The 12,757-nt window shown below is 45.0% G+C and carries 12 protein-coding genes and 1 pseudogene; 7 read left to right on the forward strand and 6 right to left on the reverse strand.

All coding sequences use genetic code 11. The features are described 5' to 3' along the window. Positions 1 to 124, reverse strand: a pseudogene (locus ACRC32_RS23965) (photosystem II q(b) protein); the annotation flags it as partial. 473 nt (positions 125 to 597) lie between these two features. Between ACRC32_RS23965 and ACRC32_RS23970 the strand changes: the two are divergent. The 3 genes from ACRC32_RS23970 (at position 598) to ACRC32_RS23980 (ending at position 4,538) form a co-directional block, all read left to right on the forward strand. Continuing rightward, positions 598 to 840 (forward strand): hypothetical protein, encoded by a 243-nt coding sequence (locus tag ACRC32_RS23970; protein WP_438556329.1) that lies wholly within the window; start codon positions 598 to 600, stop codon positions 838 to 840. Positions 841 to 964: 124 nt separating this feature from the next. Continuing rightward, positions 965 to 4,114 (forward strand): phosphoenolpyruvate carboxylase, encoded by a 3,150-nt coding sequence (locus ACRC32_RS23975; protein WP_438556330.1) that lies wholly within the window; start codon positions 965 to 967, stop codon positions 4,112 to 4,114. A 160-nt stretch (positions 4,115 to 4,274) separates the two neighbouring features. Beyond that, positions 4,275 to 4,538: a hypothetical protein gene (locus tag ACRC32_RS23980; RefSeq protein ID WP_438556331.1), complete on the forward strand. Its 264-nt coding sequence runs from the start codon at positions 4,275 to 4,277 to the stop codon at positions 4,536 to 4,538. A 94-nt stretch (positions 4,539 to 4,632) separates the two neighbouring features. Here the strand turns inward: ACRC32_RS23980 and ACRC32_RS23985 are convergent, their stop codons facing one another. After that, on the reverse strand, positions 4,633 to 5,202 hold the full coding sequence (locus tag ACRC32_RS23985) for a hypothetical protein (protein WP_438556332.1): 570 nt from the start codon (positions 5,200 to 5,202) through the stop codon (positions 4,633 to 4,635). Positions 5,203 to 5,224: 22 nt separating this feature from the next. Here ACRC32_RS23985 and ACRC32_RS23990 point away from each other — a divergent pair, with 22 nt between their 5' ends. Further along, entirely contained in the window at positions 5,225 to 5,524 is a 300-nt protein-coding gene (locus tag ACRC32_RS23990) for a small RNA NsiR4-regulated ssr1528 family protein (protein WP_192155525.1), read from the forward strand. Between the two features lie 76 nt (positions 5,525 to 5,600). Here the strand turns inward: ACRC32_RS23990 and ACRC32_RS23995 are convergent, their stop codons facing one another. The 4 genes from ACRC32_RS23995 to ACRC32_RS24010 form a co-directional block, all read right to left on the reverse strand. Beyond that, a complete protein-coding gene (locus ACRC32_RS23995) occupies positions 5,601 to 5,996 on the reverse strand; it encodes a calcium-binding protein (RefSeq protein WP_106169620.1) in 396 nt (131 codons plus the stop codon). A 265-nt stretch (positions 5,997 to 6,261) separates the two neighbouring features. After that, on the reverse strand, positions 6,262 to 7,050 hold the full coding sequence (locus ACRC32_RS24000; protein ID WP_438556333.1) for a DUF4336 domain-containing protein: 789 nt from the start codon (positions 7,048 to 7,050) through the stop codon (positions 6,262 to 6,264). Between the two features lie 203 nt (positions 7,051 to 7,253). Then, a complete protein-coding gene (locus ACRC32_RS24005) occupies positions 7,254 to 7,751 on the reverse strand; it encodes a DUF427 domain-containing protein (protein WP_106169610.1) in 498 nt (165 codons plus the stop codon). An 83-nt stretch (positions 7,752 to 7,834) separates the two neighbouring features. Beyond that, the gene (locus tag ACRC32_RS24010) at positions 7,835 to 9,139 is read right to left on the reverse strand and encodes a glutamate-5-semialdehyde dehydrogenase (RefSeq protein WP_438556334.1); all 1,305 of its coding nucleotides are present in this window, start codon (positions 9,137 to 9,139) and stop codon (positions 7,835 to 7,837) included. A 101-nt stretch (positions 9,140 to 9,240) separates the two neighbouring features. On the opposite strand from ACRC32_RS24010, the gene ACRC32_RS24015 reads away from it, so the two are divergent. The 3 genes from ACRC32_RS24015 to ACRC32_RS24025 all read left to right on the forward strand — a co-directional run bounded on the left by ACRC32_RS24015 (position 9,241) and on the right by ACRC32_RS24025 (position 12,126). Next, positions 9,241 to 9,771: an O-acetyl-ADP-ribose deacetylase gene (locus ACRC32_RS24015; RefSeq protein ID WP_438556335.1), complete on the forward strand. Its 531-nt coding sequence runs from the start codon at positions 9,241 to 9,243 to the stop codon at positions 9,769 to 9,771. Positions 9,772 to 9,983: 212 nt separating this feature from the next. After that, positions 9,984 to 11,165 (forward strand): homospermidine biosynthesis protein, encoded by a 1,182-nt coding sequence (locus ACRC32_RS24020; RefSeq protein ID WP_106218468.1) that lies wholly within the window; start codon positions 9,984 to 9,986, stop codon positions 11,163 to 11,165. A 778-nt stretch (positions 11,166 to 11,943) separates the two neighbouring features. Then, positions 11,944 to 12,126, forward strand: coding sequence for a hypothetical protein (locus ACRC32_RS24025; protein WP_438556336.1), 183 nt, complete (start codon positions 11,944 to 11,946; stop codon positions 12,124 to 12,126). Positions 12,127 to 12,757 lie beyond the last annotated feature (631 nt).

A 12,757-nucleotide genomic window follows, 5' to 3' on the forward strand; every position in this document is an offset into this window, starting at 1 on the left:
GTAGTGTTGGGATCATCAACACGCCAAACCACCCAATATACAGGCGGTTTTCGGTGCTGGCTACCCAGTTACAAAACTGTTCCCACAAGGAGGCGCTTTCGCGTCTTTGTAATGTGGTTGTCATGGTTCTATGTATTGCTAATTAAACAACGATAATGTTGCTTGCTTTGGTATGAATCAGGCTTCGTACTTGGTTGCCTGTAAATGTATCTTTACACAACTTCAGCAAAAATTTCACATATTGCTAATTTTATTAAGTAATATTAAGTTGAGACATATATAAAAAAAAGTTATATTTAAAGAGAGAAATTTCTGTCTGTAGGCAATATTCGCAATAAATCTATAGCGATCGCAGCAGATGAAGTGAGCGCACTCACTGCTTCGTCAAGCAGAATTAGTAGGTAAATAGTTGGTTCAAAGTAGTATAAATTTGAAAAATCCTCAGTGGGGAAATATTTAAATGTAATGAGGTATATTTCTAAAGCGGGATGAAAAAAATTAGATTCCAGCAGCCCTAGCAGGGAACTTAAACAGTCGTAATTTTCGCGATCGCGCCTCCTAAAATAGAGGTAAAGACTCACTCCAATCGAGGTTTAGATGCCTACTTCCAATTCCAACCTCAAAGAAACCGCAGGCGTAAGAGTATTATTTTTTTCAATTCCCAACAATTTCCTATTGCAGCTCGGTACTGGCTCTCTACTACTTGGGCTAGTTGGAGGTAAAGCTGTGGCTCAGGCAGTAACAGCTATTGGGCAAGCCAGTGAAGAAGTATTTCGTGGCGATCGCTTGCCAGTTTTGCCATTTCCCGAAACAGAGACGACAGAACCTAGTGACGCATAATTTGCATCGTGCCTAATTCGTCAGGATTTCGATTAAAGATAAAGATTGTCGCTTCGACAACGAATTAGGACAGCATTCAACTCTACAATTATTAATTGTTCCTGGCTCTACTCGAACAGACCCTATGACTTCGCTCCTCCACTCCCATGATGAAGCTTTGACTATCAACACCTCTCCCTTTGATTTGTTCTTGAGGCAACGCCTGCAAACAGTAGAGGAGTTGTGGGAGTCTGTTCTGAAACAAGAATGCGGTCAAGAATTAGTGAATCTCTTGGCGCAATTACGCGATTTATGCTCGTCAGAAGGACAAGCGATCGACGAGCAAATCTCGGAAGTCGTTCAATTAATCTCTCAGTTAGAATTGAACGAAGCAATTCGCGCTGCGCGTGCCTTTGCACTCTATTTCCAGTTGATTAACATTGTCGAGCAACACTACGAGCAACGCCAACAACTGAGTATCAGTCGCGCTTTGCATCAAAAAGCAGCTAAGCAGTTACATCAAACGCCACAACCCACCTCTACAATTAACGGACATCAAACAGCAGATGTAAATCGAGATCCTGGCGTAGAGTTGTTAGAAAAAAACTGGCACGCTACCCAGCAGCAGCAAAAACAAGGGACTTTCCACACCTTGTTTCCCCATCTACGGCAGATGAACGTACCGCCGCAACATATCCAACGGTTGATCGACCAATTAGATGTCAGATTAGTCTTCACGGCGCACCCAACTGAGATTGTGCGCTCTACAATTCGCGATAAGCAAAGACGCTTAGCCAAGCTACTGCAACAGCTCGATCAGATTGAGGAAAGTACGGGTAGTATTGAAGGTGCTAATCCTTGGGAAGCAGAAGCCCTGCGGGAACAGCTAACAGAAGAAATTCGCCTTTGGTGGCGCACTGACGAGTTACACCAGTTTAAGCCAGCAGTGTTAGATGAGGTAGAGTACGCCCTGCACTACTTCAAAGAAGTTCTGTTCGAGCAAATTCCCCTGCTGAATCACAGATTTAAACACGCTCTGGCAGCTGCCTTTCCCCGCTTGCGTCCGCCTAGTAATAACTTTTGCAAATTTGGTTCCTGGGTAGGATCGGATCGGGATGGCAACCCCTCAGTGACACCCCAGGTTACGTGGCAAACGGCTTGCTATCAGCGCCAGTTGGTATTGGAAAAATACATTCATTCAGTCAAGCGACTGACGAACTTATTGAGCATATCGCTGCACTGGAGCGATGTCCTGCCAGATTTATTAGAATCTCTGGAGCAGGATCGGTTGCAGATGAACGAAGTGTATGAAGCACTTGCCCTGCGGTATCGTCAAGAACCGTATCGGCTCAAGCTTGCCTACATTTTGAAGCGACTAGAAAATACATTCGAGCGTAACGCGCGCCTATACAACAAGAATCTGCGCAAGCAAGAAATTCAAGAAGAGAATGTCACTACGGCAGTCTATAAATCTGGGCTTGACTTTCTCGCGGAATTACGACTAATTCAACGCAACTTGTCAGAAACAGGCTTAAACTGCCGAGAACTGGACAGTCTGATCTGCCAGGTGGAAATTTATGACTTTAACCTAGCTCACCTCGATATTCGTCAAGAATCTTCTCGCCACGCCCATGCTTTTAATGAAGTGTTGGAATATCTACAAATTCTGCCTCAGTCATATAACGAATTATCAGAAGCAGAAAGAGTCAAGTGGTTGTCGGGAGAATTGCAGACTCGTCGTCCGTTGATTCCCGCCGAACTACCTTTTAGTGAAAAAACCAACGAAGCGATCGAAACTTTGCGCGTCGTGCGTTTGTTACAGCAAGAGTTTGGCGTACAGGTTTGCCAGACTTACATTATCAGCATGAGCCGCGATCTGAGCGATTTGCTAGAGGTGCTGTTACTAGCTAAAGAAGCTGGACTCTACGATCCAGCAACGGGAATCGGGACGATCCAAGTTGTACCTCTATTTGAGACAGTAGAAGACTTGCAACGCGCCCCCAGCATCATGCAACAGTTATTCGAGCTGAAGTTTTATCGCGCTTTGTTGGCAGGAGGGTATAAGAGAGCTGGTGGAGCTGAGGGAGCTGGGAAAGACAAGGGAGACAAGGGAGACAAGGGGGACAAGGGAGACAATTCAAGTCACAAGTCGCAACGAATTCCGAATTCCGAATTCTCACCACTGACTCCTCACTTACAAGAGGTGATGTTGGGTTACTCAGATAGCAACAAGGATTCTGGGTTTCTCAGCAGCAATTGGGAAATTCACAAAGCGCAAAAAGCACTCCAACAAGTTGCCGAACAGCATGGAGTCGATTTGAGAATTTTCCACGGACGCGGTGGCTCAGTAGGACGCGGTGGTGGTCCTGCATACGAGGCGATTTTGGCTCAACCCGGACATAGTATTAATGGCAGAATTAAGATTACCGAACAAGGTGAAGTTTTAGCCTCTAAATACTCGCTGCCAGAGTTGGCACTTTACAATTTGGAAACGATTTCGACTGCCGTGATTCAGGCTAGCTTGTTACGCACGGGATTTGATAATATTCAACCGTGGAATGAAATATTAGAAGAGCTAGCAGCGCGATCGCGGCAACATTATCGCGCCCTGATCTACGAGCAACCAGATTTCATTGACTTTTTCCACCAAGTGACTCCAATTGATGAGATCAGTCAGTTGCAAATCAGCTCTCGCCCCGCCCGACGACAAGGTGGAAAAAAAGATTTAAGTGGTTTGCGGGCAATTCCTTGGGTGTTTAGTTGGACGCAAAGCCGTTTTCTCTTACCTGCTTGGTATGGTGTTGGTGCGGCTTTGCAGGAATTTTTAAACGAGGAACCAGAGCAACACCTCAAATTGTTACGTTATTTCTACATGAAGTGGCCCTTCTTCAAAATGGCAATTTCTAAAGTAGAGATGACGCTGGCAAAAGTAGACATGCAAATCGCTCACCACTACGTCAAGGAGTTATCGAAACCTCAAGACTTAGAACGATTTGAGCGGCTATTCGAGCAAATTTTGCAAGAGTTTCACCTCACAACTGACTTAGTACTGAGTATTACAGGTCATAAACGCCTGCTCGACGGCGATCCAGTCCTACAGCAGTCCGTACAGTTGCGCAGCGCGACGATTGTACCATTAGGATTTTTGCAAGTTTCATTGCTAAAGCGACTGCGGCAGTACAGCAATCCGAGTACGACAGGTATCATCGATTCCCGTCATAGTAAAGGCGAATTGTTGCGCGGTGCATTGTTAACTATCAACGGAATCGCTGCTGGGATGAGAAATACTGGCTAGTTCGTCAGTCGTCATTTGTCATTAGTTGAAAATGAAAATAATTGCCAAGCGATCCCCTTGACAAATGACTAGAACAACTGAGGTAGTGTTTTTCTGAGCAGAGATCCCGCACCATGCACCACGCTCTCACAAATGAATAATGACCAATGATTAATGACTGATGACAAACAAAAAAAGAATGTTGGTTTGCACCTTAGTCGCTTTAGGATCGGGGTGTGTGAGTGCGATCGCAGGTGGGCAAATTAGTGCATGGGTACACCAGCAAAACTGTCAACAATTCCAGTGGGGAGGCAAGGAAATTTGTCAAGCTTGGGTGATACCAGGAGCGCTCTGGCAAGGTAGTACGACTGGATTTTGGGTTGGCGAAGTTGTAGGTGCGTTACTGGCTGGTTTAGCAACACGACGAGGGGCTACTGACAACTGACAACTGATAACTGTACGGGCGGGTTTTGAACGAAAGATTATGGCTAAAGCCCGTGAATTTGCTTGCTAAACCCGCCCCGACAACTGATAACGGTTCACTGATCGCTGGTTGCAGTAGGTGTTTGCAAGCTCTCCCAACTCTTCCACGTATTAGTATTTGTGTCAAAACAGCGCCAGCTCGACCGTTCTGCTTCTTGGTAGCAAATCAAGACGCGGTGGCTATATGGGTAGCTGCTACTGATGTAAGATACTACTTGTTGTAGAGGGGTTATTTTGCGGCTGAGTCGCCTAGCTACAGCCTGGTTGGGGCATTCAATTAGCATGGCTGAGTGTCCGTCAATGTAAGTCAGAGAAAAGATAGACATGCGCAAAATTGCCCGCAACCAACTTTCAGTATGGTCAAAATACTCGTCTACAATCCTGTTAGTAAATGCTCTTTGCAACGAACGGTCGTTGGAGTTGGGTTTGAGAGAGTCTGACATAGTGGCGCTTGTGAGTGGCTGGCTTGAGGTTAGATCGAAAATGTTGAGAGTGACAAGTAGGCGATTCCCTTCGGGATAGCTTCGCTTCACGCACAACCGAGCAGATTTTTTCCATTTGTAACAGAAAAATTCCTGTCGATGCTTTTTGTTTTGATTTTGCCAATCTCTCTTGGTAGAATGCATCCGTAGATCTTCTCATATAGCCATGTCTGCGGAAACGTCACTAGATAACACTTTAGGAGCAGATGCCGTCGATCGCGCAATTGCGGACGGGATCGATTTGGACGGCTCCCCAATTCCTCCTGTCAAGTTGGAACTTTACCATCAAGTCATGGCGCTAGAAGCAGGAAGACAGCGCAGTGGCGTGTCAAATACGATGCGATCGCGGATCGTGCGCATCGGTGCGAAGCACATCCCCCAAGCGGAACTCAACCAAATGTTACTCGACGCTGGTTTTGCTCCACTTAAGGATAAGGAAGTCGCTTTTTATTACGGGAATAAATAGAAGACAAGGGGGACAAGGAAAAAACTAAAACTATTTTCTTCCCCTGCTTCCTGCTCCCTGCTCCCTGCTCCCTCAATTACCATTCATAGCCGCGCTCGACCCAATAGTACCAATCTTCGATCGCTTCTAACGTGTCGTCATCAACTTCCATCGGTACGACATCATATAAAGGTACGGCAAAAGTATCTTCCGTACCCTCTTCTTGATAAACAATTTCTACATACATATCGTCTTGGCATTCTTCTTCCGATGCCATTCCGATAACTTCGACTTCTTCACCTTCGATTTCTACTTCATCTTCCGAATCAATCGGACGCTCTTCTGAAATCCAAATGGCGTTGAAAGGAAATTTAACTTTGTTATCGAGATAGTAATACCAACCTAGTCGCCGTTCTTCTTCGTCATAAGCATCAACGACGACTTCCATTTCGATTCTTTCTTCTCTGCTTGCGTCGATTTCCAACTCGGACATAGGAAACCTCACCACGATGGGCTGAGCGTAAACATTACCAAGCACAAACATTCTAGATGCTACCAATACTAGCTAGACATTGAGGTTAAAAATTTTAAAGCGCCAAGTGTAGAAATCACTGGCAAAAGATGAATTTAACTTTACCTTAAGTTGCGATCGCGTCAACAGTTTTGCAACTCATTTCTAAGAGGGCGATCGAATTCAAAATATTCGCCAGAACGATTAACGTTAGGCTGCTGTACAACTGGGTATCGGTAAGAAGAGTTTATTTACTCCTATCCTGTTTTATAAGTCGTGGATAGATGATATCGGCAGTCAACACAATTAGTGCGTGAATTGGCAGGATAACTAATAGAAGTGTTGAAAACCGCGCCATAGCCATCACGCCTTCAACAATGGGAGACTGCGGAGCAAGCCAGTCGAAGGCTGATTCTAAGAAGTTTGCAACCTGTTCCTTTCCCTCTACACACAACCAGGGGCTGTGAGCAACTATTGCACGTTCAGGCTCCCAAGCACGAACGGTCTGAAGAGAATTACGCAAAGATGCTCTGTCAAAGATGTGCGCGTACTGCACGCCACGCGGCGTATGCTGATACATTTGGTTCCAGCGAGTGGTAATGCGCGAAATAGATGAAAAGGTCGATGGAACGAAATCCATAATCAGATCGGTAAAGATTATGGTGCGCGATCCCTGATGAAAAAAAACAATCTCATCAAACCATCCGTTTCCCGACCCAAAAATGCACTGATCGATCTGACCAGCCCATTCGAGTTCAGGTATATCTGTAAACAATGTTTTGTAGAAGGTTAAGTCCTTGCGCTTTAGAGCTAGTCGTGGTGATGCATAGAGCTTGGCATCAGGATACGCTTGGCTCCAGTCTCCCAGGTATAGGTGGTGTAGGTGATTGGGTGAGACGAGGTATTTTACAACCCCAAGCGTATCAATATCGGCACGGATATCGGGATTGAGTTGAATTGGAGAAAGAATGAAAAGGCTATCGTCGTCGAGGCGAATGACGACTGAACGATGCGTATAGGGATAGCGGGGCTGCATCGGAGGACGGAAGCAGACGCACTCCTTTGCCTCAATTGTCCAAATGTTAGAGGCAACTTGAATTAGACCACTTTTTGGTTTGTTAGGAACTAGGCGAAAGCTTTGTACCACGAAGTACCTCGGCTTGGATTCTATGTGAATTGGGGTTGGCTACGGTATTGGCGGTCTCACCGATGATTCAGTTCTAGCGGACGCTCGACAAACTACCAACCCCAACTACCAGGAACACCTTTGAATGGTCCGACAATATCGTTCGTAATCCAGCCGCCATAAAAGTTACCTGGCTGAGGCTGTACTTTTTCCCCATCGACATAGCAAGCATCCATAACATGGGCATAAAAAGCTACATAATCCTTAATTGTGGCAAAACTCGGCGTTGGGTCGGGATAAAACCAAGCTACATTCTCAGCTTGTTTGTCACCGACAACAATGGTGTAATATCCCGCTCGACCTTTCCATTCGCAAAAACTCGAATTGGGTGTTCTGACGAGGTACTCCATTTTAATATCGCTAGGCGGGATATAGTAAACTGGAGGATGGCTGGTTTCGAGTACGCGCTTGGCATGGCGAGTATTGGCAATTTCTACACCATTGAAAATAATTTGAATCTGCTTGTTAACATCCTCTAATCGAGGAGGTCTGGGGTAATCCCAAACTGATTCTTGACCAGCAGCAGGTTGAATGCGTTGAGGATGCGCCATATGCTAGTTTTTTTAGGTAATGGATAGTTGTCTGTAGGGGCGCACAATTTGCGCCCCTACTAGTCGAAATTAAATGAAAATCGCTATAAATCTTTGTGAGTAAAAGATTTAGCATTCGTCCCCGTGTAGGTAGCAGCGATGTGTCCGTCGCCTGTTAGCTGGTATTTATATGTAACTAATCCTTCTAAACCAACAGGACCACGGGGTGGTAATTTGTGGGTGCTGATGCCAACTTCTGCACCAAAGCCGTAACGAAAGCCATCAGCAAAGCGAGTCGAACAGTTATGATAAACTCCTGCTGCATCGACTTGGGCTAAAAATGTTTTGGCAGTTGTCGGATCTTCAGTGACGATCGCCTCTGTATGGCGCGATCCATAAGTATTGATGTGGGCGATCGCTTCTTCTAGAGAATCTACCGCTTTAATTGCCAAAATTAAATCGCTGTATTCCGTCGTCCAATCTGCCTCGGTTGCTACGGCTACATCAATAATTTTGCGGGTGCGATCGTCTCCGCGCAATTCTACCTGACGTTCTTGTAACGCACGGGCAACTAACGGTAGAAATTCAGGGGCAATGTATTGATGTACTAATAGAGTTTCTATGGCATTGCAAGCAGCGGGATAGTGTGTTTTGGCATCAACAGTAATTTCTACTGCCTTGGCAATATCGGCTGCTTTATCTATGTAAGCGTGACAGATACCATCTGCATGACCTAAAACAGGAATGCGGGTATTTTCTTGTACGAAGCGCACGAAAGAGTTAGAACCCCTTGGAATAATCAGATCGACATATTCATCTAATCGCAACAGCGCCATTGTCTCTTCTCGCGTTGTCAGCAATTGGACTACGGCTGGGTTAATTTCTGTTTGAGAAAGTCCGTGGTGGATCGCTTTCACGATCGCCTCGCAAGATCGCACGGCTTCCTTACCACCTTTGAGGATGACACCATTTCCCGATTTAATTGCCAATAAGGAGATTTGAATTGCTGCATCGGGTCTAGCTTCAAAGATGACACCTAATACTCCCAGAGGGCAAGTAATTCGCTGAAGAACTAACCCTGTATCTAATTCGCGATGAATCTGCACTGCACCGACGGGATCGGGTAATTTACCCACATCTCGCACCCCCGCGATCGCACCTTTAAGTTTAGTTGCATCCAATTTGAGGCGGTTGTAGAGTGGTTTGGCAATTCCTTCAGCCTCAGCTGCCTTGCAATCAGCCGCATTTGCTGCCAAAATTTCCTCAGATTGGGCTTCTAACGATTGAGCGATCGCTTCAATTGCTCGATCTTTTGCTTCGGTAGATAAGACTGCAAGTTGACGCGCAGCATCGCGAGTAGAAAGAGCGATCGCACTGAGGGAATGGGATTCGATCTGGGTGGCAGTCATAAATCGATCTCAAAGATATCCAGCCAAAGTGTAACAAAATCTGGGTGCTGTTTGATGTTGAAATAGATTGGTAATTGGTAGTTGGTAGTTGGTGGTTGGTAATGGCAGACAGAATTTCAGTGATTCAAGGTGATATTACTCAGTTGCAGGTGGATGCGATCGTTAATGCTGCCAATAATTCACTGTTGGGTGGTGGCGGCGTAGATGGGGCAATTCATCGCGCGGCTGGCTCCCAGTTGTTAGCAGAATGTCGTCAGTTGAGGGGGTGTGCCACAGGTGCAGCTAAAATTACTCAAGGGTATAACTTACCCACCAAGTGGGTGATTCATACAGTCGGTCCAGTGTGGGAAGGTGGCGATCGCAGTGAGGATGAACTTTTAGCAAGTTGTTATCGCAGTAGCTTGACTTTAGCAGTGCAACATGAAATTAAAACCATTGCTTTTCCCGCTATCAGCACGGGTGTGTATCGCTTTCCTATCGATCGCGCCGCACAAATTGCTGTGAGGGAAGTTCAGGCTTTTTTTTCTACCAATGATTCGCTCTCACAAGTCATTCTTGTCTGTTTTAGTCAATCGACATGCGATCGCTTTCTTAAGGCGTTGCAACAAGTAGGTGAAACATCGCTAGATTAGATCGGCGTATCTGTTTTTATCGGGAGTCGGGAGTCGGGAGTCGGGGAATTTTGGATTTTAGATTTTGGTAATGGGTGGTTAGTAGTTGGCGTAGCAATTTTGAATGCGCGGATGCGCAGACAATGGAATTGCAATGCTCCCTCTGCACCCTCTTTGCCCCTCTGCTCCCAGAGCTTCCTTGTCTCCCTTGTCCTCTAAATAGGAGATAAACAATGTCAAAACTACCCAGCAACAAAATTGACCCCGCGCCTATGACGGCAGATGTTAGCGTCGTGGATCTGATCGATAATTACTTCACGGCATATAACTCAGCAAGATTGCGGGAAATCTGCCAGTTGTTGAGTCGAGAAGTGTTTCGCGAGGGTGTCACTGTAGGCTTGAGCCTATCGGGAGCCATGACCCCTGCTGGATACGGAGTTTCTGCTTTAGCGCCCCTGATTCGGCATGGTTTTATCGATTGGGCGATCAGTACTGGTGCGAATCTCTATCACGACATGCACTATGGGTTAGGTTTTGAACTGTATAAGGGTAATCCGTTTGTAGACGATGTGAAGTTGCGTCAGGAAGGCACGATTCGCATTTATGACATTATGTTCGGTTATGACGTGCTGCTGGAAACTGATGCTTTCATTCGTAAGATTCTTCAAGCGGAACCTTTCCAAAAACGCATGGGAACGGCAGAATTCCACTACTTGCTGGGTAAATACATCCGCGAAGTTGAAAAGCAAGTTGGGGTAAAGCATTCTTGTTTACTGGCGACGGCTTATGAATGCGGCGTACCGATCTATACTTCTTCGCCTGGAGATAGTTCAATTGGCATGAATGTTGCAGCTTTGGCTTTGGAAGGCTCGAAATTAATTCTCGATCCGTCGCTGGATGTGAATGAGACAGCTGCGATCGCCTATTCTGCTAGAGAATCTGAAGGGAAAAGCGCGGCGTTAATCCTTGGTGGTGGTAGTCCCAAAAACTTCTTATTGCAAACCCAACCCCAACTTCACGAAGTACTAGGGTTGGAAGAACGGGGACACGATTACTTTATCCAGTTTACCGATGCGCGTCCCGATACTGGCGGTTTATCTGGAGCTACCCCCAGCGAAGCTGTCAGTTGGGGAAAAATCGATCCTGAAGAACTTCCTAGTACAGTTGTCTGTTATACCGACAGCACGATCGCCCTTCCCCTCGTTACCGCATACGTTCTCAACCAGTGTCCCCAGCGTCCCCTGAAACGCCTATACGATCGCCGCGAACAGATACTAGAACAACTCCGCACCGATTACTTAGCCGCTAAAACTCAACCTACAGATAAGATTCCGGCTGCGGTGGCTGATGCTGCTACAGAACAACCGATCGCGACTTATCCCTGTGGAAGAGTAATTCCACAACATTCTTCGTGAAATTCAAAAGTAAGGTGGGCAATGTCCACCTTACTAAAAAATCTTATCTATCATCGGATAAATGAATTTGAAAAATCATATTATTTAAGTATTAAATAATACCTCAATGCCAATTATTAAATCTTGTTCTTGTTACGAGATTGTCACTTTGATTGTTTAAGATACAAAGCGGCGCGGTTGAATAGTTTTATCGATTTCTATATAAATCAGTTGCGATTAAATTTCATCCATGTTGCTACCAGTATTAGAAGAATGTGAGAACTTTCTCATTCTAGCTTTATGCAAAACTCACAAAAATTCTTGAATATTTAGGTGTTGTTACACTATCATTAAGATAAGTAAATACTGATGAATCCGCCTCTCAAAATCATCAAAAGAGTGGCTCAAAAACTCATGGCTAAGTTTTTTTACTGCCTTGACTAACATCAAGCGCGATCGCTATCTACTAGTAAGGAAATATCCCGGTAACTGTTCTAAAAGCAACCGGTAGCTTTGCGCTGCTTGTTAAAAGCTACTTATTTTTGGTCAAATTGATAGTTAGTAGTAATGAAACAAGTTTAAAACAAAATTGAAAACAAAAAATCAAATTTTTCGATCGCCAAACTCCATTTTATCCGAATTTTTTGTTAAATGTGTTACGAAAAATAGAGAAAAACGAGCTACGAGATCGACTTCAAACAAGAGGCACAAATGAAGTCAGTTATTAATTTTAGCCAATCAGATTGGAGGGACTGAAAAAGATTTAGGTGATTTCCGATCGCTGCTAGAAAGCGAATCAATGCAATTCATAAATAGAGTCATAAATGGAGGAAAGCATGGGAATTGGCGATCGCTGCTTGATATGGTGCGTGAAACACCTCCTACCTCTTACCTTGTACGGGCGGGTTTTGACTCCAGATTTTCGGTTTCAGTTGTCAATCTATGCGCTAAATCCGCCCCTACGACTTCTGCCTATTACTAATGACGAATGACCAATGACCATCATCACGCAAGATCTTTTAAACCATTGTTAACAGTTCTATAAAAAAGGAGCAGGGAGCAAGACAAGTCGCAATTAATTCCGAATTCTCTTCACTACACCCCGCACCCCTTTCTTAAGTAGCGATCGCCCAATTGCATTCATAGACGAAAGCCAGAAGTAACACATGACAGCCTCAAATGAAAAGCGTAAAATTCGCTATGCAGTAGTTGACTTGGGATAGATTTCCCAAGTCGCGGTACTACCAGCCTTTGCCAATGCTGAAAATGCTGAATTAGTGGCTCTGGTTTCCGACGCTCCAGCCAAGCGGGAGGATTTGGGCAAAAAATATAAGGTGCAAAAGACTTATTCTATTCGCAGGCCACAGGCACAAAGTATGTAAAGCAAAAACTAATGAAAAAGCTTTGAAACCTGCGTAGGCAGATTTTGTCTGTCTGGTTACGATTTCTAATCGCAGGAGTGCTTTTCCTGAATCAGATGCAAGCAAAGGTTATTTTTTGTCCCCTTCTACTAGCTTTTTAGAAGTGAATGCAATATTTTATACTAACAAGCCTAACTGCTTGAAAGGCTGAAAGTGGCTGTTGTGCAAAGCTTTGAAAACTGAAATGACTGG

It is taken from the genome of Chroococcidiopsis sp., assembly GCF_051657925.1.
Lineage (GTDB): Bacteria > Cyanobacteriota > Cyanobacteriia > Cyanobacteriales > Chroococcidiopsidaceae > Chroococcidiopsis.